Origin of the sequence: Lysinibacillus sp. Ag94 (genome assembly GCF_023242215.1) — a bacterium.
In the GTDB taxonomy this organism is placed as follows: Bacteria; Bacillota; Bacilli; order Bacillales_A; family Planococcaceae; genus Lysinibacillus.
In genome coordinates, this window is the sequence record NZ_CP096780.1 from 1,428,146 (window position 1) to 1,451,142 (window position 22,997).

Consider the following 22,997-nt stretch of genomic DNA (forward strand, 5'->3'; position numbering starts at 1 on the left):
AAGGAGTCGCCCAGTCTCCGCTCCAATCAACTATACATGAGGGGATAAAAAAAGGCACCCAGTTAAGGATGCCTTTAAGATACGTATGAGGACTATTCGAATTTTAAAGAGTCGCCATCAAAAGGTTCATCTGCTACTTTGATTGAGTCAGTTGGGCATCCTTCAAAAGCATCTTGCATGTCTTCTAGTAGATCTTCTGGAACTTCAGCAGTTCCCATGTTATCATCTAAAATAACGAAGGCAATCCCTTCATCGTCATAATCATAAATATCTGGTGCTGCGGCTCCGCAAGCGCCACAAGCGATGCATGTATCTTTATCAACAATTGTGAATTTAGCCATTTTTCTTTCTCTCCTTTTACATGTTCCTACAAAGCTTCATACTCATTTTAAAGATGTTTATCTTACATTTCAACATAATACTATTAAATTGGAGGAATTTGCGTCTATGTTTCATCAAATCTTATTGCAAATCTTTCAAAAACTAAATAATGAAAGAACAATTTCTGCTGCTTATCACATATTAAGAGGAAAGCGCTCAGGTCAGACTATTCAAGACATTGGCCTATTTCAGTTACATAAATATTTTGGGCTGTTACCTAAGTTACCTAGGAAAACATTTGATGAAGCCGTAACTTCGTTTTTACAGTATAGTTGGTTAACAATGCAACAATCTGGTCATTATTCCATGAAAAAGCTAGGTTTACAGCGAGCAGCGCAGACACCTGATTTTTTATTTGACGGATGGCACTATCGAGGAAATGAGCATGTTTTTTTTGCGAGGTTCTCGTTAATTGTACAAAGTTTATCTTATCAAAGTGCTGGGGTTCGTTCTTTTTCTCCCATAAGTAGGGATACGAATATTCAGTCTTGGGTGCGTACATTTTTAATCGAGCATAACTATCAAGATGGGCATTTACAGCAACGATTATTGGAGGAATGTGAACAGGTACTTTCTGTATTACCTTTATCAGATGCCAACAAACAGCTTGTCCTTTATCGGTTGAGTGGTCAAAGTTTACCTGGATGGACGTGGCAGCAGCTTGCTGGTGAACGTCAGGAAACAGTTTTAGATAGTCAGTTAGCGTTTATAGAATTGCTACATACATTATTAAATGAAGTTCATGAGACAAATGATTATCCGTTGCTTGGTAAGATTGCTGAAGGATTAAGAGTAAAAGCATTAGTAACTGATTCAGCGCAGCAAACAGCACATTTATATGAGCAGGGCTATTCAATTGAACAGATTGTGCAAATAAGGAAACTAAAACAAAGTACAATCGAGGATCATTTGGTGGAACTAGCTATGAACGAACCGAACTTTTCGATTGGCCCATTCGTCTCATATGAAGAAGCGGAAAAAGTTTGGCAGGCATCGAAACACTATCAAACAAAAAAATTGAAAACATTGCATGAAGTAGTTGAAGGTATGAGTTATTTCCAGTTAAGGCTTGTCCTCGCGAAAGGAGAAGTATAAATGGAACTTGAACAAACGTTAGTAAAGTATTTTGGCTATACAACATTTCGTCCAGGCCAGAAAGAGGTTATTGAAGCAATCTTAGAAGAAAAAGATGTTATTGCTTTATTACCAACTGGAATGGGAAAGTCACTTTGTTACCAACTATCAGGATATATCTTGCAGAAGCCAGTATTAATTGTTTCTCCGCTGCTTTCTCTAATGCAGGACCAGGTAGAGGAGTTAAAACGCTTTGGTGAAAAGAGGGTAGTTGCTTTAAATTCATTTTTAACCGTAAGTGAAAAACGATATGTATTACATTTTTTAGAGCAGTATCGTTTTATATTTACGTCACCGGAGATGCTTTTACAGCAGCAAGTTCAAGACAAGCTTTCACAAATGCAGCTAGGTCTTATCGTTGTGGACGAGGCACATTGTATTTCTCAGTGGGGCTTTGATTTTCGGCCAGATTATTTACGAATTGGACAATGGTTTTCACAAGTAAATCGTCCACCGGTTTTAGCATTATCAGCAACTGCGACGAATAAAGTAATCAATGACATACGAGATACACTGTCGCTACATACACCATTTGAGTTTTTGTACAATGTGGATCGGCCTAATATTCATCTTGGGCGTGTCGTATTTGAGGATAGGGCAGATAAAACACACTGGATTATGCAACATATTAAAGAGACGGCAGGACCGGGTATATTATATTTGTCCTCGCGTAAGCGTGCTGAACAATATAGCGCAGCGCTTATACAGGCTGGTGTACGTGTAGCAGCTTATCATGCAGGCTATGATGCTGAGGACCGTCAGTTTATTCAGCAACAGTTTATTGACGGGGAGCTCGACTGGATTGTGGCGACGAATGCTTTTGGAATGGGTATCAATAAGTCAAATATTCGTCAGGTTATCCATGAAACGCTTCCTGCTAATGTAGAAAACTACATGCAGGAAATTGGCCGCGCAGGGCGTGATGGTCAATCAGCGCTCGCAATTTTACTTTATAGTGATGGTGATGAGGAACTTGCGAAATTTGTTGTAACAGGCGATTTGCCAACAGCTGGTCATGTTGATCGTTATCAGGAACTACTAAATCAACATGTGCATCCTTCCCAAATGTTGAAAAATGGAGAGGTAAGTGAAACCGCTTTTCGTGTGCTTGATTACTGGCTACAACAAGAAACGGTGGAACAAGTGAAAGTACGTTTAAATCATTTAGTACTGGAAAAGTATCGAGCTGTCGATAAAATGCATAAAATTACTCAGACAAAAGACTGTATTCGCACACAGCTAGTCGGGTATTTTGGGCAAAAATTGCTGAAAAAACCAGAAAACTGTTGTGAAAATTGTGGAATCCATTATGATGAAATCAATAAGGTACGCTTAAAAGAAGAGAAGAAAATAGAAATGATGCCATGGAAAAGTCGGCTAAAGCAGCTCTTAATGGGTTGTTAAAGGCTCATCACTCAAAGTTATGGATGACATTTTGTTAACAACGTATGCCATATATTAGTTGATTTCCGTTCCGACTGGACGCCTCCAAGAAAGCGCCCTATGGAACGGAAAATCGACCCCACGTTTTGGTGATATGTCCTTTTTAGCCTATAACTGACGGTCATTTACTTTTTTCGCAAAATTCGTCATAATAGAATGATAGAAAGCGTAGTAAGGTTGGAGGAACGGCGAATGAGTAAAGAAGATTATCGCGATAAAATTGAAGAACATCGTCAATCTTTTGAGGAAGAACAAAAAGAACAGCAAGCTTTATCTAGAGTTTCAAGAATGAAGAAAAATGGAAATGACAATAAAAAACCAAGTAAAACAAAACGAAAACCGCCATTAATGACGATTCTTTTTGTAATTTTTATCTTAATTCCATTATCGATATTAGTCTATTTTTTAAAATTCTATGAACCTGGAACAACAATTGAAGAGGCTGAAAAAAATTCTTCGGATGAAATTGTAGAAATCGACAATTCAGGGGATGAAGATAAGGTACCTGTATCTACTGACAACAAAGCAAAAGAAGACGATAAAGCAAACAAAGATAAGGCAGAAAAAGCAAAAGAGCCTTCTAAGAAAGACGCTGAGAAAGTAGCTGCTGAGCAAAAGGCAGCTGAGGAAGCGAAAAAGGCCGAAGCAGCCAAGAAGGCAGAAGAAGCTAGAAAAGCCGACGAAGCTAAAAAAGCTGAGCAAGCTAGAATAGCACAAGCAGAAGAGGCTAAACGAGCTGAACAAGCACGAAAGGCCGAGGAAGCGCGTAAAGCTGAGGAAGCACGCAAAGCAGAAGAAGCAAAACAATCTGCAAAAGCAAGTACTCATACTGTAAAAGCAAATGAAAATTTATATCGTATTGCTTTAAATCACTACGGCGATGGAAGTGAAGCAACATTATCGAAAATTCGTGCAGCAAATGGTATGTCTTCAAATAATGTAATGATTGGGCAAGTGATTAAGCTACCATAAGAAAAGCGAGTGTCATTCTTTGGCAATGATGTTTTTCTAGTATAAAATAATGGACAAACGTCAACACCAAATATGGTTGAGGCGTACGTCTGATTTAGTGAAAAGGCGATTCTTCATTATAACGAATCGTCTTTTTGCTTTCGTAAGGAGATGTGAGGGAATGATTTATATTGGACTATTTGTTTTAGTAGTCATCGCGTTCCTGCTTTATATGTTGAAGGTGGCACATGAAAATAATGTTTTACATCATCAATTGTTATTAAAGGGTGAACAGGAAAAGGTCCGACTATTTTTTATTTCGGATACACATTTACGCAAAATTAATCGCCAAATGATTGAACAGTTAGATGGTCACTTTGATGCTGTTATTATTGGTGGAGATTTTGCAGATGGACGCACACCTATTCAACGTATTCATGACAACCTTAAATTATTAACTCCTTTAGGACCGACATTTTTTGTATGGGGTAATAATGACAGAGAAGTAGGCGAAGGACGATTAAGAAGTATTTTGCAGGAACATGGTGTTCAGATCATCGCTAATGATGCTGTATTACTACCTAAAAAAAACCGTTTTTGGCTAAATGCAATTGAAGACACATCTACAATGAAATATAGCTTTGATGAAGCATTTGCAAAGGTAGGAGAGAAAGACTTAGTTGTTTTTATCTCACATAACCCTGGTGTTTTTGCAAGAGTCCGTGCAAAATTTAGAGCAGATTTAATGATTGGTGGGCATTTACACGGTGGTCAAATAAGAGTTGGTCCATACGGTGTGCATCCTAATGGCTCTTACCGGGAGCGTGAGGGTGTGATGACGTTAGTAAGTAACGGCTATGGTACGACATTATTGCCTTTCCGGCTTGGTGCGAGACCACAGTGTCATATTATCGACATTGAAATTTCGGGTAAATAAACAACCAAAACTCGATTGAAGGCGTATAATGGTAGCGATAAGGATTTATTTGAAAGTAAAGTATTAGCAAATTGCTGATACAAAGTTGATAGGAGTGTAAGAAATGCAGCAAGTAGATGCAATTATTGTTGGAGGAGGCCCATGTGGTTTAGCAGCAGCAATAGCCTTGCAAAATATTGGATTAAAGCCAATTGTCATTGAAAAAGGCAATATCGTAAATGCGGTTTACAATTACCCTACGCATCAAACTTTTTTTAGTACTAGTGAACGACTAGCTATTGGTGATGTACCCTTTATAATTGAAGGTCGTAAACCAAAGCGAAATCAAGCACTAGTTTATTATCGAGAAGTTGTACGTTTGAAAGGTATTCAAGTAAACCGCTTCGAGAAAGTAAATAGCGTCGTGAAAAATGGAACCGTGTTTACAGTAACGACAAATAAAGAGATCTATACAACACCTTATGTTGTGATCGCAACAGGCTACTATGACCATCCGAATTATTTAAACATCCCAGGTGAGAAATTGCCAAAAGTCTTCCATTACTTTAAAGAGGGACATGAATTTTTTGATACGGATGTTCTAGTAATAGGTGGAAAAAATTCTGCAATAGATGCGGCGCTTGAGTTAAATAAGGCTGGAGCTCGTGTCACTGTTGCCTATCGCGGTAGTGAGTATTCACCTAGCATCAAGCCATGGGTTTTACCGGAATTTGAAGGTGTAGTACGAAATGAAGAAGTCCAAATGCTTTTCAATACAAATATACTGGAAATCCGAGAGCGTGAGGTCGTAATAGAAATTGCTGGTCGCAAGAAAATTTTAAAAAATGATTTTGTTTTTGCTATGACAGGTTACCATCCGGATCATTCATTTATTCGAGCAATGGGTGTCTCTATTGATTATGAAACGGGTCGTCCCTTCTTTAATCCAGAAACGATGGAAACAAATGTAGAAGGCTTATTTATTGCGGGAGTTATTGCAGCAGGAAATAATGCCAATGAAATTTTTATAGAAAATGGCCGTTTCCATGGCGATTGTATTGCAAAGACAATTGGCAAAAGAACAAAATAGCAAGATGAGCTGTATAGGCATATAAGCTTATACAGCTTTTTTAAACCGTCAGATAGAAGAGAGAAAGTAGCGGAGGAGTTCGAAGCGACTGAAAGAAGTGTCGAAGCGACGGATGGAAGAGCCGAAGTGACGGAAAGAATGGCCAGAGCGACGGATGAAAGAGCCGAAGCGACGGAAAGAATGGCCAGAGCGACGGAAAGAGCCGAAGCGACGGATGGAAGAGCCGAAGCGACGGAAAGAAAGGCCAGAGCGACGGATGAAAGAGGCGAAGTGACGGAAAGAATGGCCAGATCGACGGATGAAAGAGGCGAAGTGACGGAAAGAAGAGTCAGAGTGACGGAAAGAGAACGAAGCGGCTCTCCGGATAACCCTCAGGAAAGTGCCCCAGTCATAACGGAAATCAACCTCACATTATGGTGATAGTACATATAAAAGGTGTGAAAGAATGATTGGATTATATTGGATTATAAGTTATGTTATAGGGAACTTCATGACAGCGTATGTCGTTGGAAAAGCATATGGCGTTAATTTACAGGAAGAAAGAAGTAAAAACTTAGGTGCAAGAAATGCTGGTAGTGTGATTGGGAAAAGTGCTTTTCTATGGACTTTTTTAGGGGATTCTTTTAAAGGTGCGCTCATTGTTAGTGTAGGGCGTTTATTGCATTGCGAAGAATGGGTAATTGTGTTAGGCGCTAGTTTAGGCATGCTTGGTCATATGTTTCCGTTTTGGCTTCAGTTTAATGGGGGAAAAGGAGTAGCAACTTTTATAGGTGTAGGTCTGGCATTATCTCCGAGCTTATTTTTTATGATGGTTGTAGGAACAGCTATGACGTTTAGTGTAACTAGGAGTTTAACACTTAGTATGGTAGGTGGCTTAGTTTTATATGTGGGAGCAATTGTTTATACAAATAAATTACTGTTATACATACCGATACTAGTAGCAATTTGTTTTATGCTTATTAAACATATGTCGAATATTAAAGAGTCTTTAGAGAGAAAGAAGTGATTATTATGTATTGGTGTAAAATTGCGCATACAGAAGCGGAGTTTGAGGAAATTGCACGTTTAAATTATGAAACCTTTGTTGAAGAAATTCCACAGCATAAACCAAACTCTGAAAGGAAAAAAGTTGACCGTTTTCATCATGAAAATACGTATATTGTTGTTTATAAAGGAATAGAACTTATAGGCATGCTTGCATTTAGAGATCAGAGGCCGTTCTCCATTGATGAAAAGATAGGAAAAGTTGAGCAATATTTATCAAAAGAGATTAGTGCTAAGCTATGTGAAATTAGATTGCTTGCAGTCAAGAAGGCATACCGTACAGGGAGAGTACTGCTGAAATTGACACAGGCATTGACTGCTTTTGCATACGAAAAAGGTTATTCGGCAGCGGTTATTTCAGGTACTACTCGTGAAGAGAAGCTTTATAAGCAAATGGGCTTTTGCCAATTTGCACCTGCTACTGGGACGGAGGATGCATTATTTTTACCAATGGTATTAACGAGACAGCAGTTTGAAAAGTCTTTACAGCAAAGACTTGCGAAGGAATGTCATACGTTTTATCCAGGTCCAGTGAAACAAAGAGAACCATTTATGTATTCAGAGCTTTCTCATCGCTCGTTAGGCTTCCAATCATTATTTGAGCAAATGAGAAATAAGTTACTTCAATTATCAGGAGCAGCGCATGTAGCAACAATTGTAGGAACTGGGACATTGGCAAATGAAGTTATGCTGGGGCAATTAAAGGCACAACAATTAGGGCGTGGACTAATTTTAACAAATGGTGAGTTTGGAGAACGTCTTCGAAAGCAAGCAGAGAGATGGTCATTGGATTTTGATGTAATTGAGCAAGATTGGGGAAGTTCCTTTGATACAAATATTTTGGACGCTTATTTGCAAAAAAGATCGTATCAATGGCTTCTAGCAGTACATGGAGAAACGTCGACTGGTACTTGTAATGATATAAAGGAACTTATACAGCTTACAAAGCGGTATAATATAAAGCTTTGCATTGATTGCATTAGTTCTTTCGGAGCAATGCCATTTTCTTTAAAAGATTGTTATTTAGCGACTGCTGTGAGTGGAAAAGCAATAGGTGCGCTCAGTGGTTTGGCTTTTATTTTTTCGCAAAACATTGTGAAATCTTCTTCAACATTACCAGCTTATCTCGATTTAGCTAATTACCAGCAAGGAGCGATTCCATTTACATTACCAGCAGTACTTGTTGCAAATGTTACTGCAGCGTTGCAAGCATATCCAGATAGGTATGGACAGTTACAGCAACGTTTTAAAACATTACTGCAACTTCCATTTATGCACTACCAAGTTTCAACTAGACAGTATCCGATGCTGATCACTTTACAACTGCCTAAGACTCTATCAAATCTACAGAGAGATTTAATGTTAAATGGTTATTATGTTCATGCAGATAGCCAATACTTACGTCAAAGAGATTTCATACAGCTCTCTGTTATTCAGCCGGATTTTGAGATAGCAATCAATCATTTACATAAACTCTTGAATTATTATAAGCAAATTGTAGATGCATAAGCTTACTTGAACTTTGAATACAATAGCCTTACATGAAAAATTCCTTTAAATCAAGAGGAGTTCCTACTTTGTTGAGCCCAATTAATAATTTTAGTCGTGCCTTTTGACCATTAATACCAGTTGCAAATATAGCGCCTAAGTCTTCGAGCATTTTGCCACCGCCAACATAGCCATAAACTCCTTCTGCGATACCATTAAAACAACGGGATACCAGTATAACAGGAATACCGCGCTCTAAAAGACTTTCAATACCTTTAACAACTGTTGGTGGGACATTACCTTGTCCAAGGCCTTCTAATACAACGCCATCATATTTACATGCGAGTACTACATCAAGTAAGTCAACTTCCATGCCAGCATACACTTTCAGCATGGCTACTCGTTTTGTTAATCCATCAATTTCTACATATTGACGGCGGATAGGGGCATGATGAAATAATATTCTTGATTTTGTAATAAGTCCAATCGGGCCATATTGAGGTGACTGAAAGGTATTTACAGAACTAGTGCTTGTTTTTGTAGTGTTGACAGCAAGGTGGACCTCGTCATTCATGACAACAAGTACACCTTTTTCACGAGCTTCTTCATCAACGGCCACACGAACGGCTTCTACTAAATTATAAATACCGTCTGCACCAAGTTCGTTTGAGGAGCGCATTGCACCTGTTAAGACAATAGGAATTGATAAATCCGTCGTTAACTCTAAAAAATAAGCTGTTTCTTCTAATGTATCAGTACCATGAGTAATAACAACACCATCAATGTTCTTCTCTGCAACTTTTTCGATAATTAGATTACGTAATGTAAGCATTTCTTTTTGCGTAATATGTGGTGATGGGAGGTTAAAAGCCTCCATTTCAATAATTGTGGCAAGTGCATCAAGTTTACTGCTTTCCTTCATTAGAGGATTTTCCTTGTTTGGCATAACGGCACCTTCATCACTCATCGCCATAGAAATTGTGCCACCTGTATGAATTAATAAAATTGTTTTTTTCATAAAAAATATTTATCTCCTTTTAAAAAGTTTTATGTCATATCATGGTATAATAATAACAGTTTATCTTCACGTAATAGATAGTTATTGTCGAAAACGGAAGCTTAATGTCTCATAAGTTTTCCACCTGAGATATACGGATATATTTTTTATGCAGCTGTCCAATATTCGGTAGATAAAGATAAACTTGGGATATGGAATTTTAATCCTTTAAAAACACAAGTAACCCAACATTATTTGCTTACGCGCATGAATAGATTTGTTGGTTTAATGTATTGAAGGATGTCACGAATTTTAAAATCTTAACATAATTATGTCAAGGCGAAATTGATTTTTTGAAAGGAGCCGGCATCATGATCATTTTATTATCAGCTGCCATTGCTCCCGGTCTAGCGCTTTTTAGTTACTTTTATTTGCGCAATCAGATGGCAACGGAGCCAAGAAGAACTTTACTTCAAACTTTTTTATATGGCGCATTTTTAACGTTCCCAATCTTGTTTTTACAATATGTACTAACAGAGGAAGGGGTCTTTCGTTATCTTTATCTACAAGATGTAGTTTTTTCTAGTGTAGTTGAAGAGTTTTTTAAATGGTTTGTTCTGTTGATCGCAATCTACAATCATGTAGAATTCGATGATCCTTATGATGGCATACTGTATGGTGCAAGTATATCTCTTGGTTTTGCCACGATAGAAAATGTGCTTTATTTATTTTCTTTCGGTTTGAATACTGCATTTATGCGTGCATTATTACCTGTATCGAGTCATGCTTTGTTCGGTGTTGTAATGGGCTATTATTATGGACGTGCCAAGTTTTCTAAGCTTGCAAAGACGAAAGAAATGATTGCTATGGCGCTTTGTGCACCGGTAGTATTACACATTTTATATAATACAATTTTATCATTCAAAGGGTATTGGGTATATTTAATGATCCCTTTTATGCTATTTTTGTGGTGGTTTGGGCTACGGAAAGTCAAGCTCGCTCACTATCATCTAGTACAACATTTGCATATGCATAAAAAAATATAAAGCGTAGAAATCTAAAAAAGATTTCTGCGCTTTTCTTTTTTAACTTCTTTCAGCAATGTTTTCTGTAACGAAAGTGAAACGTAGTTACTAGTAAAAGAAAGCGTCAGCAATAGGAATCTTCCTTTTCTATAGGTGGTGAGATGAATACGGATTTAAGTTACTTTGCAGCGGGTGTCTAAACACCTGTCGCTACACTTTCGGTACAAAAAAATCTGCTGAAATATAGAGGAACTCAGTCAAACAAGTGGCAATTTAAGCTTAAGCACAAAGCCGATTTCAGACGCAATTTTACCGAGGCAAAATTGATAGGTATAAAATGAGTCGTTTGTTTCAAGCTATGAAAAAAGGAGTGATGATCATGCGTTTAGTAAGCATAGTTTTTGCTTTCATGTTGGGGATTAGTATTTTTGCTATTCCGCAAAATGACGCCATTGCATTTACCGAGCAACAGATTTCTCGTGGTGCTTATGGAGATGATGTAATTGAGCTACAGGCAAGGTTACAATACTTAGGATTTTATAAAAGTAAAATTGATGGCAAATTTGGCTATAACACATATTGGGCTTTACGAAATTTCCAAGAGAAATATGGTTTACCAGTAGATGGAATAGCCGGTGCAAAAACTAAAAAAACTTTATCTGGTTTTTCAGATTACGATGAAGGATGGGTAAAAGCACAATTAAATGCAGGAAATCAATTTACTTATTATGGTGGAACGCCACTTGAACAGCAAGTGAAACCAAACACTGGCGGCGGTGGTGGAGGTGGTAAAAGTAGTGGTAGTAGTAATAATAATGGGACTAAAACTCAAGTACCTCCAAAGTATACTGACAGAGATGTACAGTTAATGGCGAATGCGGTTTATGGTGAAGCTAGGGGAGAGCCCTATGAAGGTCAGGTGGCTGTAGCGGCTGTTATTTTAAATCGTTTGGAAAGTCCTGAATTCCCTAATACTATTTCAGGTATTATTTTCCAACCGCTCGCTTTTACTGCAGTGGCAGATGGGCAAATTTGGCTTGAACCAAATGAACGTGCAAAAGAAGCAGTTCTTGATGCGATGAATGGATGGGATCCTTCGGAAAATGCACTTTATTATTTTAATCCGAAAACAGCAACAAGTAAGTGGATTTGGTCACGACCACAAATTAAACGAATTGGAGAACATATTTTCTGTTCATAAGAAAGGAGGAAAAAAATGAGAACTATGCTCGTTATTCTCACTGCTGCAGTTATAGGTTTAGGGGCATATAGCATTAATATGCACGGAAAAAATGCAAGTTTACAACGAACTGTGTTAGCTCAGTACACGGATAGTTTAACGGATGCATCCGAGAAATTATCACATTTACAAAGAGCTGTTTCGCAATCTTTATTGTTTCGAGATGACAATGCCATTCACAATGAGTTAGATTCTGTTTGGCGACTAAGCTCTGACGTTCGATCTTCTATGTCGAATATTCCTATCGGGCAGGAAGTGTCGAACGACTGGCTAAGCTACTTAGGGCGCCTAGGAGATGAGGCGAAGAAAACAGCTAAAACTGGTGATTTTAAAGCATGGCGAGAAAAAATGCCACAAGTCTCTACAAATTTACAGGCACTTTCAGATGAATGGTCATCTGCAACAGTAGATTTTTATAAAAACAACGGTAAGATGGATGTCTGGTTAAGACAAGTAGATACTAAAAACCCAAATACAACATTTGATAATGTGCATAAGACATTAAAGGATTACAGCGAAAAAGACTTCCCACTTACATTAAGTGAATCGGATTGGCAGAAAAAAATGGATCTTAAAGCATTACAAGATTCAGACATTACTGAAAAAGAAGCGTTGGAAAAAGTAAAACAGTTATTCCCTATCATAAAAGACGCAACATTTACTGTGACGAAAAGCAGTGATACGGCACCATATCCGTTTTATCATATCCAATTCCACCAAGATATTCGCTTAGGATATGTCGATTTAACAGAAAAGGGTGGACATTTAATATCCTATTTAGTGGAACGTCCAGTAGATGAAGCAAGGCTTTCACAAGATGAAATTATGAAAAAAGCTGAAGAATATGTAAAACGACTTGGAATGAATGATGTTGCATTTGTGGAATCTCGTGAAAACCATCAAGCATGGCATGTAACATTTGCGCGTGTTCACCCTGGTGATAATGCATTGGTTTATGCAGATGGAGTGCAATTGAAACTTGCTAAGGATACAGGCGAGTTACTTGGTGCAAATGCGATGGAATATATTCAGGCAGAGACGATTAAACCACAAACGGCGAAACCAATAGATTGGAAAACTTTCTTCGATGATGATGTAAAAGTACAAGAAGTAAAAAATATTTATACAGATAACGGCTCATTTGAACAACGTCTTTGTTATGAGGTAATTGCGGTCCGTGATAAAAACGCGCAAGAAACATTCCGCGTTGTTATTGACGCTGAAAATCACAATGTTTTAAAAGTGGAATATTTAACGTAATATAAGAAAAAACTACCAGCATATATAGCCAAAATGGGCATCTCGTGCGATAATAAATGTATATTTGTGTTCGGGGAGATGCTCATGGAAATAAAAATTGGTACACAATTAGAACTAGAACCAACTTATACAGAGCGTGTTGAAAAATTCCGCTGTAAAGTTGTAGAACAAAAAGATACTATTATTTATATCGATTATCCAATAAATATTGCCACAAAAAAAACAGCTTTTTTAATAGATGGCTCTGAATTTAGAGCAACTTTTCACACGGGGGATAAACAATCATTTGCTTTCAATACAGAAGTAATTGGACGTAAAGCTGGTAATATACCTATGATTATGTTGCATTGTCCAAACGCAGATGACTTTATCAAAATTCAACGTCGTGAATATGTACGTGTGGAAACGCCTGTGGATGTAGCGATTCAGTTTAAGGATTACAAATATCAGCTAGTAACATCGGACATTAGCGCAGGTGGTTTGGCAGTAACCTTAAAAGGGGCAATTGCTTTCCAAGATGGTGATGAGGTTCAGTTGACCATCGTTTTACCATATGCCAATGGCGATATAAAATACGTGGTCACAGATGCGACGGTTGTTCGTATATACGAAAAAGATGAGATAAAAATGGCAACCATTCAACTAACAGATACGGATGATGTGGACCAACAGCATATTGTTCGTTTCTGCTTTGAACGCCAATTAGTGAATCGTCGTAAAGAAATAAATCCTTTTGATGCCTAATTTTACAAAGCGGATTTGGACGCAATGAAGCAGTGGCCTTATTATTGGTCTTCCCAACTTCCATTGGTGAGTGGAAAATTCCATGAAATTTTGCAGGGAGTTTACACCAACTTCAAATCGAGTAGTATTTTGATTTAAGAAAGCCCTCTGCTTAAAGAGGGCTTTTTTATGATACAATATGGTGTGTTAGAAAGTAGGGGAATTTATGAAGAAAAACATTCAAATTGCAATTGACGGACCGGCTGGTGCTGGGAAAAGCACAATTGCGAAAATTGTTGCAGAAGCACTTGGATTTACTTATATAGACACAGGTGCTATGTATCGTGCTGTGACGTATAAAGCGATGCAACAAAACATACATTTAAATGATGAAACAAAATTAGCAGAAATGCTAGCATCCAGCACAATTGACTTAAAGCCTTCTTCTGAAGGACAACTTGTCTTTTTAGACGGGAAGAACGTGTCGGCAGAAATTAGATCTAATGAGGTAACTTCATCAGTTTCACAAGTAGCAGCACATGCTAAAGTACGTGAACTATTAGTAGCGCAGCAACAAAAGCTTGCGGCTAATGGCGGTGTTGTTATGGATGGGCGCGATATTGCTACGCATGTATTGAAAACTGCAGAACTAAAAATCTTTATGTCTGCAACTGTAGAAGAAAGAGCAAGACGTCGTTTTATGGACAATCAAAAACGAGGAATCGAATCTTCTATTGAAAAACTGCAAGAAGAAATTGCCATGCGCGATAAAATGGATAGCGAGCGTGAAGCATCGCCACTAATTCAGGCAGAAGATGCCATATTTTTAGATACGACAGCATTGTCAATTGATGAAGCAGCACAGGCCATTTTAAAATTAGCGCAAGAAAAAATGGTATAAATCCTAAAATTTCAGACATTTTTTGAATTTAAAGGATTTATTTTTGTCTTTATCTTCAATTTCGAATAAAATAGTAAGGGAAGATGCGAAGGAGGGTTACATATGTCTGAAGAAATGAACTATGCAGAACAAACGTTTAACGAAGGTGATATCGTCAAAGGTATTGCAGAGCAAGTTGATGAAAAAGCGGTAACTGTTTCAATTCCAGGTGCACCATTTGACGGTATTGTACCAATAAGTGAATTATCAAGCTTACACATTGAAAAAGCGTCTGACGTAATTTCTGTTGGAGATGCGTTAGAGCTGATGATTACAAAAGTCGAAGAAGAAAACTATGTATTATCAAAACGTAAAGTAGATGCTGTAAAAGCATGGGATACACTTGAGCAACAATTTAACGCTGGGGAAATTTTCGAAGCGGAAGTCAAAGATATTGTTAAAGGCGGTCTTGTCGTTGATTTAGGAGTACGTGGCTTCGTTCCAGCATCCCTAGTAGAAGACCACTTTGTTGATGATTTTGAAGACTATAAAGGCAAATCTCTTAGCTTTAAAATTGTTGAGCTAGACAAAGAAAAAAATCGCTTGATTTTATCACATCGTGCTGTAGTTGAAGCTGAAAAAGCTTCTCAAAAGAAAGATGTTATTAACCAGATTAAAACTGGCGATGTTTTAGATGGTAAAGTACAGCGTATCGCATCATTTGGTGCATTTATTGACCTTGGTGGTATTGATGGACTTGTGCATATTTCACAAGTGTCTCATGAGCATGTGAGTGATGTAAGCGAGGTTTTATCAGAAGGACAAGAGGTGAAAGTAAAAGTCCTTTCTGTAGACCCGGAAAATGAGCGTATTTCGCTATCCATTAAGGACACGATTCCTGGTCCTTGGTCGAACATCGAAGAGCGTGCAGCTAAAGGTACAATACTTGATGGAAAAGTTAAACGTCTTACTTCATTTGGAGCATTTGTTGAAGTTTTCCCAGGTGTAGAAGGTTTAGTGCATATTTCACAAATCGCGCATAAGCATATTAACACGCCACACGAAGCGCTAAAAGAAGGACAAGAAGTACAAGTAAAAGTACTTGACGTTAATGCTGAAGAAGGTCGTTTAGCATTAAGCATTAAGGATTTACTTGAAAATCCTGAGGCAGAGGAAGTAGTCGACTATGAATTACCAGAAGAAAACACTGGTTTCTCATTTGGTGATGTCATTGGCGATAAACTGAAAAATTTTAAATAAACTAGACATGTGAGGATGCAATTTGTGTCCTCGCTTTTTTATGGAGAAAATAGCTAGAAGTGTCGAAGAGATGGATGGAATAAAACAAAGTGAGGATAACCACATCGAACCAGCAAATTTAAGAGGAAACGATGAAAAAAATACCAGAGAGATGAATAGAACGGTACATAGCGCGCTCGTTTATGGATATGATATGATATAATGGCATTTTTCGTGTATAATAGCGAAAGACAAGAAGTTGGAAGGATGAAGTACAGATGACGAAACCAGTAGTAGCCATCGTAGGTCGTCCGAACGTAGGTAAGTCGACGATTTTTAATCGTATCGTTGGAGAACGTGTATCGATTGTGGAAGATATTCCAGGAGTTACACGCGACCGTATTTATAGTTCGGCAGAGTGGTTAGCACATGATTTTAATATTATTGATACAGGTGGTATTGAGATTGGGGACGAACCGTTTTTAGAGCAAATTCGTCAACAAGCAGAAATTGCCATTGATGAGGCGGACGTTATTGTCTTTATGACAAATGGTCGTGAAGGTGTAACAGCTGCTGATGAGCAAGTAGCAAAAATTTTATACAAAACAAAAAAACCGGTCGTTTTAGCAGTCAATAAAATTGATAATCCGGACATGCGTGAGATGATTTATGATTTCTATGCGCTTGGCTTTGGTGAACCTTGGCCAATTTCTGGTTCTCACGGCTTAGGCTTAGGGGATTTATTGGATGAATGTGCAAAACATTTCCCTAAAGAAGATGAAGATCAATATGGGGACGAGGTCATTAAATTCTCGTTAATTGGTCGTCCAAATGTTGGGAAATCCTCGTTGGTAAATGCATTTTTAGGTCAAGACCGCGTTATCGTTAGTAATATCGCAGGTACTACACGAGATGCTATTGACACGCCTTATGAGTATGATGGACAGGAATATGTCATTATTGATACTGCAGGTATGCGTAAAAAAGGGAAAGTATACGAAACGACTGAGAAATACTCTGTATTGCGTGCGTTACGTGCAATTGAACGCTCGGATGTTGTTTTAGTTGTTCTTAATGCAGAAGAAGGCATCCAAGAGCAAGATAAAAAAATTGCAGGCTATGCGCACGAAGCAGGAAAAGCGATTGTTATTGTTGTTAATAAATGGGATGCCGTTGAAAAAGACGAAAAAACAATGAACGTCTTTACACAACAAATACGTGAGCATTTCTTATTTTTAGACTACGCACCAATTATTTTTGTTTCCGCCAATACAAAGCAACGTGTACATCAAATTTTACCGATTGTACAACGTGTAAGCGAAAACCATGCAATGCGTATTCAATCATCTATCCTTAATGAGGTTATTGAGGATGCTGTAGCGCGTAATCCGGCACCTGCTGATAAAGGCCGCCGTCTGCGTATCTACTATGCTACTCAAGTTGCGATACAGCCACCGACGTTTGTGGTGTTTGTCAATGAACCAGAGCTAATGCATTTCTCTTATGAGCGATTTTTAGAAAATCGTATTCGAGAGACATTTGATTTCGAAGGAACGCCAATTCGTTTAATTTCCCGTGCTCGTGCTTAGGAAAAATATACACATACAATACGCCAGCCCGACAATAATTGTTGGATGGCGTCTTTTTACAAGAGGGGAAAGTATAATTTTCTAAAGTCTACTATAAGATTGCTTTGAAGGTTTACTGTTGTAAGCATTTTCTCTAGCATTTTTCGTAACGAATAGGAATGAATTGTCTTTTCTTAACAAGGGAGGATTTTAAATGGAAAAAGTTTGTGTGTTAGGGGCAGGCTCGTGGGGTACAGCACTTGCAATGGTACTTGCAGAGAATGGGCATGATACACTTCTATGGACTCATCGAACTGATCAAGCTGAGGAAATTAACAGCTTGCATACAAATAGGAAGTATTTACCTGAAACGGAGCTGCCGACAAATTTGTATGCAACAAGTGATATTGCTCAAGCAGTAGCTCATTCGGAGACTATTGTCGTTGCTGTACCTACAAAGGCTATTCGAGAAGTTTGTGAAAAAATGATAGCAGAGCTCGATAAAAAAGTACTGTTTGTTCATGTTTCGAAGGGGATTGAGCCTGATACATTAAAACGAATTTCAGAAATTTTGGCAGAAAGTCTACCAGCTGAATATGTAGAAGAGATTGTTGTACTTTCAGGTCCAAGCCATGCAGAGGAAGTTGTCTTACACCACCCGACAACTGTTACAGCCGCTTGTGCAAGCATTGAAGCCGCGGAAAAAGTACAGGATTTATTTATGAATCAATATTTCCGTGTCTACACAAACAAAGATGTGATTGGTGTAGAAATAGGTGGCGCCTTAAAAAACGTAATCGCATTAGCTGCGGGTATTTCAGACGGATTAAATTATGGTGATAATGCCAAAGCGGCGCTAATTACTCGAGGATTGGCGGAGATTTCACGTCTTGGTGTTAAAATGGGTGGGAATCCATTTACATTCTCAGGACTTACAGGCATGGGAGACTTAATTGTAACATGTACAAGTGTGCACTCTCGTAATTGGCGTGCAGGTAATTTACTGGGGCAAGGAATGAAACTGCCAGAGGTACTAGACCAAATGGGCATGGTTGTTGAAGGGGTACGCACAACAAAAGCTGCCTATCAACTAGCAGAGAAATATGACGTGGCTATGCCAATAACAACGGCGCTTTATAGTGTTCTATTTAGTGATATAGAACCGAAAGTAGCAGTTGATGCATTAATGATGCGTATGAAAAAGCGAGAAATCGATGACATGATATACTAATAAAAAATCATTAACCGTTATATAGATTTTTGGTTAGTGGATAAAAATGACTAATCAACATGCCTGATCTATGTGATTAGTTTTGTCATAAAATGGACATAAATAAGGTGTCTCAGTGAATAACTGAGACACCTTATTGTGTGCTTTTAGTTGAAAAATCTAACGCTACAAAGGTTGTACATTTAACTTCTTTCAGCCAATGTCTTCAGCCTCTATAGGTGTTGGTATGATGCGGATTTAAGCTACTTTTCAACGGTTGTCCAAACGCCCGTTGAAAGAATTTAAAGCCTCCGGCAGATCGGAAAGGAATTCTTTGCGCAAGCTCGATTCCGGCCGCAATTATGCGGAAGGCATAATTGATTGATAGTTATTGGACAACTATTTCTTTTTGGCGAAAGCACATAGTATAATATAGTTTGATTGTTTCGTGACGTTGAAGAAAGGTGGTTGTCTTAAATGGGTCCGTTAGCACATTTGCCAGCGCTTGATGTAATGTGGGTATCATTTTATTGTATCGGCTTTATGATTATCTCTGTTGGTTTAATTTATTTAGCTCGGAATAAGGTTTCAAACGGTTTTTTACGTACAATCGTAAATTTAATTGCATACATACTATTTGGGCTAGGCACATTTTTAATGGTACTAATTGTAGCAACATGGCCATGATAAAAAATGATGAGGTGGAAGTGACATGAAAAAACTAAGTGCTTTTCTTTTGGTAATAGTAACCGCAGTTCTTCTAGTAGGTTGTGCATATCCAGAAGACGAAAAAAGGGCAAAATTAGTGCCTGATGCTGACCAGTTAGCCGCTGTACAGCGTGCGGTTGATGAATACCGTGAAGCAACTGGAGGCCTAGTTCCCATTAAAAATAGTGAGCTAGATACAGATATATATATAAAATATTTAATTGATTTTGAAAAACTAATGCCTAAATATCTTGCTCAAATTCCAGGGAATGCCTATGAAAAAGGTGGGATTTTCCAGTATATTATTTGGGACCCTGAGAATGAAGCTAAAGTAAAATTGGTAGATTTAAATGCTGCAGAGCGAATTCGTGAAATTAATATTCAAAAACTTTCTACCCAATATTTACCGATAAAGGGTGCGACTTCTGATAATGTATATCAAATTAACTTTGAAGAATTGGGCTATAAAAAAGATGTAACTGTGAAAAGCCCCTATTCTGGTACCGAATTACCAATATTTATGACAGGTGATGGAGAAATGCATGTGGACTATTCCATCGATTTAGGTCAACTACTAAAGGAAGACAAGCCTAATGTGAAGCCTGGAGATGATATACGTCAACTACTTGTCGATAAATATCCAGTAGTACCAGCATATTCTATACCATATACAGTAGATGAAAAAGGCGAGCCCATTTATTTTATGGACGCCTATAATAGTGATGCAAAAAAAGCTAGAGAGAAAGTTAGAGAAAAAGCAATTCAAGAGTCTAAATCCAAAACTAAATAAGATTAGTCACTAAGCTCCTTACATTTGTGAGGAGCTTTTCATATTTATCTATCTGCTCGCATATAGTGAAAAAGCGTAGATAAAGGAGGCAGAAACCTTGAGTGAAGCAGTATTTAGAGAAATTGCAGAGCGCACAAATGGCGATGTTTATATTGGTGTTGTCGGTCCAGTACGTGTAGGTAAATCAACATTTGTAAAAAAGGTTATGGAAGCAGTCGTGTTACCAAATATTGTGGATGATACAGAAAGAATGCGTGCACAAGACGAGTTGCCACAAAGCTCGCCGGGGCCAGTCATTATGACTGCTGAGCCGAAGTTTGTGCCTGCCCAGGCAACACGTATTGCGGTCGGTGAGGATGAAATGACGTTCCAAATTCGTTTAGCAGATTGCGTTGGTTATATCATTGAAGGTACAAAGGGCTATGAAGATGAAAATGGGCCGAAATATGTGCATACACCTTGGCATACAGAGCCTATCCCTTTCCAAGAAGCGGCGAAAATAGGCACAGATAAAGTTATTCGTGACCATGCCAATATTGGAATTGTTGTAACAACAGATGGCACGGTAAATGGAATAAGTCGTCGTGCGGCAGAGAAGGCTGAAGAGGAAATTGTAGAGCAATTAATGGACATTGGAAAACCTTTTGTTATTGTATTAAATTGCCAAATGCCAGCACGAGAGGAAACAGTACAGCTTCGAAATGAGTTATTTGAGCGCTATAATGTTCCAGTAATTGCTACGTCAATTGATCAAATGCGTGCATCTGATATTCAGTTTATTTTGCAAGAAGCGTTATTTGAATTTCCAATTCGAACAATTGAGGTGGAAAAACCAGATTGGTTAGATGTTTTAGATGCTACACACCCGTTGAATGTTGCGTTAATTGATTCGATGGAAGAAGTGTTGTCATCTATTATGAAAATTAGAGATGTACAACAGGCGTCAGATGCCTTTAAAGCCATTGATTTTATTGACCAGAGTGAAGTGGTGCATGTGGATGCTGGTGTTGGGACCGCTGTCATTCGAGTGTCATTACAAGGTGAGCTTTATAAGTCGGTTTGCAATGAATGGCTAGATGAGCCGATTGAGACGAAAAGAGATTGGCTACTATTTATTAAAGAGGCAGCAGAAGCAAAAGAGGCGCAAAAACGCTTTAAAACGGCTATTAGTGAAGCAGATTCGAAAGGTTATGGCGTAACATTGCCGATGATGCAGGAGTTTGAGCCAACAGCACCAGAGCTCATTAAACAAAATAATTTTTATGGTGTACGTATGAAGGCAAAAGCGCCATCATACCATATCATTCGTGTAGATATGGAATCAGAATTCGCGCCACTAATTGGCTCTGAATTCCATAGCCAACAATTACTTAAGGATTTAAATCATGCCTATTTACATGATCGTGAAGCTTTATGGAACACACAACTTTTTGGAACTCCGCTACATGAAGTGTTAAAAGAAGGAATACGCTATAAAATGGATGCCGTACCAGCGACAGCCAAAAAACGGATGCGCCAAACAATTGAACGTATGGTGAACGAAGGTGATAGAGGATTAGTTACATTTATTTTGTAGTGAAAAAATGAAAAATAAAGCGCAAAAAATTACTACAGGGCTATTCGTTTTTATGCGAAAAGTCCTGTTATTTTTGTTTTTTGGGTGAAAAACGCATTTTTTGGTTATAATCATGTATGAATACAGTTGCGTAGCGGTTTTCTATGTGTTAATCTTTTTACAGAATTGGTTCATGACCCTTTGAGAGGAGGTGAATGGTGTGAATAAAACAGAATTAGTAAACTCTGTTGCTGAAGCTGCAGGTCTTTCAAAAAAAGACGCTTCTAAAGCAGTTGAAGCTGTATTTGATACAATTCAAGATGCTCTTGCAAAGGGTGACAAAGTACAATTAATTGGTTTTGGTAACTTTGAAGTACGTGAACGTGCGGCTCGTAAAGGTCGTAACCCACAAACTGGTAAAGAAATCGAGATCGCTGCTAGCAAGGTACCTGCTTTCAAACCAGGTAAAGCGCTTAAAGACGCGGTAAAATAATACACGTCTAGTAGTTACATAGAGCAGTCTTCATGTAAATAACATGGAGGCTGCTCTTTTTAACTTTTTTCAGCGGGTATCCAAACGTTCGCTTAAATAGAGTCTAAAAACACCCCGTCCTTTGGCAATTTAACTGTGCGAAGGCGAAGCTATAGAAACGGAATGACCCACATAATGTTTTTTCACTAAGAAAAGATGTGAAAGATAGCTAAAAAAGTTAATGTACATAGAAAGATGCAATAAACGAAAGAGTAAGCGTTAGAGATATTATTTGCACAATTTAGATCCATCACTAAAAATAGAGCTATCTTTGCTAATACCAGAATATTAGTTGATTGGATTGGAGGCTGGGCGACTCCTTGGGGATCAGCGATAGAGGAACGAAGGCTAAAAGCATCACATCCCATGATAACGCCTTCGTGACCAACATCGGTGCTGCTGCCGCTTCGCTTTCGCGCAAAAAACATCTGTTGGCCCGAGACTCTGGAGCGAGCATTGCGAGTGAAGCGGCTCATCGGACGCCCCCAGGAAGCTCTGCGCGAAAGCGAAGCGGCAGCGGCAAATGTTTTATCTGTGCGAAAGCGGAGCGGCAGCAACAAATGTTTTATCTGTGCGAAAGCGGAGCGGCAGCAACAAATGTTTTATCTGCGCGAAAGCGAAGCGTCAGCGGTAAAGCGCCCAGCCGGAACGGAAATCAACCTGACGTTATGGTGATGAGCCAAATTTACAAAACATACTGCTAATTAGAAAGCAATAAGTGGCTATTTTGCTCATATAGGGATGAATTTCTTTTGAATCAAGTAAGTCGTTTTGCGCTTACCTTTTGGATATGCTACGATGCATAAGGAAATGTGTAATGTAC

General features: G+C 38.3%; 21 protein-coding genes. 19 read left to right on the top strand and 2 right to left on the bottom strand.

Annotated features, from left to right (window positions below; translation table 11 throughout):
- Positions 1-92: 92 nt before the first annotated feature.
- Complete coding sequence (locus tag MY533_RS06415) at positions 93-341, bottom strand: ferredoxin (RefSeq protein ID WP_132359303.1); 249 nt, start codon at positions 339-341, stop codon at positions 93-95.
- Between the two features lie 106 nt (positions 342-447).
- Between MY533_RS06415 and MY533_RS06420 the strand changes: the two genes are divergently transcribed.
- The 7 genes from MY533_RS06420 (at position 448) to MY533_RS06450 (ending at position 8,468) form a co-directional block, all read left to right on the top strand.
- Positions 448-1,476: a YpbB family protein gene (locus MY533_RS06420; protein ID WP_248718439.1), complete on the top strand. Its 1,029-nt coding sequence runs from the start codon at positions 448-450 to the stop codon at positions 1,474-1,476.
- Complete coding sequence (locus MY533_RS06425; protein WP_248718440.1) at positions 1,477-2,919, top strand: RecQ family ATP-dependent DNA helicase; 1,443 nt, start codon at positions 1,477-1,479, stop codon at positions 2,917-2,919.
- Between the two features lie 231 nt (positions 2,920-3,150).
- Positions 3,151-3,930: a LysM peptidoglycan-binding domain-containing protein gene (locus tag MY533_RS06430; protein WP_248718441.1), complete on the top strand. Its 780-nt coding sequence runs from the start codon at positions 3,151-3,153 to the stop codon at positions 3,928-3,930.
- Between the two features lie 160 nt (positions 3,931-4,090).
- Positions 4,091-4,846 carry a metallophosphoesterase gene (locus tag MY533_RS06435; protein WP_248718442.1) on the top strand — a complete coding sequence of 252 codons (756 nt, stop codon included), beginning with the start codon at positions 4,091-4,093 and terminating at the stop codon, positions 4,844-4,846.
- A gap of 103 nt (positions 4,847-4,949) precedes the next feature.
- Positions 4,950-5,915 carry a YpdA family putative bacillithiol disulfide reductase gene (locus MY533_RS06440; RefSeq protein WP_248718443.1) on the top strand — a complete coding sequence of 322 codons (966 nt, stop codon included), beginning with the start codon at positions 4,950-4,952 and terminating at the stop codon, positions 5,913-5,915.
- Between the two features lie 445 nt (positions 5,916-6,360).
- Positions 6,361-6,921 carry a glycerol-3-phosphate acyltransferase gene (locus tag MY533_RS06445; RefSeq protein ID WP_248718444.1) on the top strand — a complete coding sequence of 187 codons (561 nt, stop codon included), beginning with the start codon at positions 6,361-6,363 and terminating at the stop codon, positions 6,919-6,921.
- Between the two features lie 5 nt (positions 6,922-6,926).
- Positions 6,927-8,468, top strand: a complete 1,542-nt coding sequence (locus MY533_RS06450; protein WP_248718445.1) for an aminotransferase class V-fold PLP-dependent enzyme — start codon at positions 6,927-6,929, stop codon at positions 8,466-8,468.
- A 28-nt stretch (positions 8,469-8,496) separates the two neighbouring features.
- Here MY533_RS06450 and MY533_RS06455 read toward each other — a convergent pair whose 3' ends face one another.
- Positions 8,497-9,465 carry an asparaginase gene (locus MY533_RS06455; RefSeq protein ID WP_248718446.1) on the bottom strand — a complete coding sequence of 323 codons (969 nt, stop codon included), beginning with the start codon at positions 9,463-9,465 and terminating at the stop codon, positions 8,497-8,499.
- A gap of 350 nt (positions 9,466-9,815) precedes the next feature.
- Between MY533_RS06455 and prsW the strand changes: the two genes are divergently transcribed.
- From prsW to MY533_RS06515, 12 genes are all read left to right on the top strand, one after another.
- The gene (prsW, locus tag MY533_RS06460; RefSeq protein ID WP_132359285.1) at positions 9,816-10,490 is read left to right on the top strand and encodes a glutamic-type intramembrane protease PrsW; all 675 of its coding nucleotides are present in this window, start codon (positions 9,816-9,818) and stop codon (positions 10,488-10,490) included.
- 358 nt (positions 10,491-10,848) lie between these two features.
- Entirely contained in the window at positions 10,849-11,670 is an 822-nt protein-coding gene (gene sleB, locus MY533_RS06465) for a spore cortex-lytic enzyme (protein ID WP_132359283.1), read from the top strand.
- A 15-nt stretch (positions 11,671-11,685) separates the two neighbouring features.
- On the top strand, positions 11,686-12,969 hold the full coding sequence (locus MY533_RS06470) for a PepSY1/2 domain-containing protein (protein WP_248718447.1): 1,284 nt from the start codon (positions 11,686-11,688) through the stop codon (positions 12,967-12,969).
- Positions 12,970-13,053: 84 nt separating this feature from the next.
- Positions 13,054-13,713 (top strand): flagellar brake protein, encoded by a 660-nt coding sequence (locus tag MY533_RS06475; RefSeq protein WP_248718448.1) that lies wholly within the window; start codon positions 13,054-13,056, stop codon positions 13,711-13,713.
- Positions 13,714-13,918: 205 nt separating this feature from the next.
- Positions 13,919-14,593, top strand: a complete 675-nt coding sequence (cmk, locus tag MY533_RS06480; RefSeq protein ID WP_248718449.1) for a (d)CMP kinase — start codon at positions 13,919-13,921, stop codon at positions 14,591-14,593.
- Positions 14,594-14,695: 102 nt separating this feature from the next.
- A complete protein-coding gene (gene rpsA, locus MY533_RS06485) occupies positions 14,696-15,832 on the top strand; it encodes a 30S ribosomal protein S1 (RefSeq protein WP_248718450.1) in 1,137 nt (378 codons plus the stop codon).
- Between the two features lie 257 nt (positions 15,833-16,089).
- A complete protein-coding gene (der, locus tag MY533_RS06490; protein WP_132359272.1) occupies positions 16,090-17,400 on the top strand; it encodes a ribosome biogenesis GTPase Der in 1,311 nt (436 codons plus the stop codon).
- Between the two features lie 193 nt (positions 17,401-17,593).
- On the top strand, positions 17,594-18,610 hold the full coding sequence (locus MY533_RS06495; RefSeq protein ID WP_132359270.1) for an NAD(P)H-dependent glycerol-3-phosphate dehydrogenase: 1,017 nt from the start codon (positions 17,594-17,596) through the stop codon (positions 18,608-18,610).
- Between the two features lie 456 nt (positions 18,611-19,066).
- The gene (locus MY533_RS06500; RefSeq protein WP_132359268.1) at positions 19,067-19,276 is read left to right on the top strand and encodes a DUF2768 domain-containing protein; all 210 of its coding nucleotides are present in this window, start codon (positions 19,067-19,069) and stop codon (positions 19,274-19,276) included.
- Positions 19,277-19,301: 25 nt separating this feature from the next.
- Complete coding sequence (locus tag MY533_RS06505; protein ID WP_248718451.1) at positions 19,302-20,087, top strand: hypothetical protein; 786 nt, start codon at positions 19,302-19,304, stop codon at positions 20,085-20,087.
- Positions 20,088-20,184: 97 nt separating this feature from the next.
- Positions 20,185-21,663: a stage IV sporulation protein A gene (gene spoIVA, locus MY533_RS06510; protein WP_132359264.1), complete on the top strand. Its 1,479-nt coding sequence runs from the start codon at positions 20,185-20,187 to the stop codon at positions 21,661-21,663.
- Between the two features lie 199 nt (positions 21,664-21,862).
- Complete coding sequence (locus MY533_RS06515; protein WP_004232618.1) at positions 21,863-22,135, top strand: HU family DNA-binding protein; 273 nt, start codon at positions 21,863-21,865, stop codon at positions 22,133-22,135.
- Positions 22,136-22,997: the final 862 nt, after the last annotated feature.

Coding starts and splice junctions, on each gene's coding strand:
- MY533_RS06420 (WP_248718439.1), top strand. CDS start 448: ATGTTTCATCAAATCTTATTGCAAATCTTTCAAAAACTAAATAATGAA.
- MY533_RS06450 (WP_248718445.1), top strand. CDS start 6,927: ATGTATTGGTGTAAAATTGCGCATACAGAAGCGGAGTTTGAGGAAATT.
- der (WP_132359272.1), top strand. CDS start 16,090: ATGACGAAACCAGTAGTAGCCATCGTAGGTCGTCCGAACGTAGGTAAG.
- MY533_RS06445 (WP_248718444.1), top strand. CDS start 6,361: ATGATTGGATTATATTGGATTATAAGTTATGTTATAGGGAACTTCATG.
- MY533_RS06495 (WP_132359270.1), top strand. CDS start 17,594: ATGGAAAAAGTTTGTGTGTTAGGGGCAGGCTCGTGGGGTACAGCACTT.
- MY533_RS06435 (WP_248718442.1), top strand. CDS start 4,091: ATGATTTATATTGGACTATTTGTTTTAGTAGTCATCGCGTTCCTGCTT.
- MY533_RS06415 (WP_132359303.1), bottom strand. CDS start 341: ATGGCTAAATTCACAATTGTTGATAAAGATACATGCATCGCTTGTGGC.
- prsW (WP_132359285.1), top strand. CDS start 9,816: ATGATCATTTTATTATCAGCTGCCATTGCTCCCGGTCTAGCGCTTTTT.
- MY533_RS06470 (WP_248718447.1), top strand. CDS start 11,686: ATGAGAACTATGCTCGTTATTCTCACTGCTGCAGTTATAGGTTTAGGG.
- MY533_RS06505 (WP_248718451.1), top strand. CDS start 19,302: ATGAAAAAACTAAGTGCTTTTCTTTTGGTAATAGTAACCGCAGTTCTT.
- MY533_RS06425 (WP_248718440.1), top strand. CDS start 1,477: ATGGAACTTGAACAAACGTTAGTAAAGTATTTTGGCTATACAACATTT.
- MY533_RS06430 (WP_248718441.1), top strand. CDS start 3,151: ATGAGTAAAGAAGATTATCGCGATAAAATTGAAGAACATCGTCAATCT.
- MY533_RS06500 (WP_132359268.1), top strand. CDS start 19,067: ATGGGTCCGTTAGCACATTTGCCAGCGCTTGATGTAATGTGGGTATCA.
- MY533_RS06440 (WP_248718443.1), top strand. CDS start 4,950: ATGCAGCAAGTAGATGCAATTATTGTTGGAGGAGGCCCATGTGGTTTA.
- MY533_RS06455 (WP_248718446.1), bottom strand. CDS start 9,465: ATGAAAAAAACAATTTTATTAATTCATACAGGTGGCACAATTTCTATG.
- MY533_RS06475 (WP_248718448.1), top strand. CDS start 13,054: ATGGAAATAAAAATTGGTACACAATTAGAACTAGAACCAACTTATACA.
- sleB (WP_132359283.1), top strand. CDS start 10,849: ATGCGTTTAGTAAGCATAGTTTTTGCTTTCATGTTGGGGATTAGTATT.
- cmk (WP_248718449.1), top strand. CDS start 13,919: ATGAAGAAAAACATTCAAATTGCAATTGACGGACCGGCTGGTGCTGGG.
- rpsA (WP_248718450.1), top strand. CDS start 14,696: ATGTCTGAAGAAATGAACTATGCAGAACAAACGTTTAACGAAGGTGAT.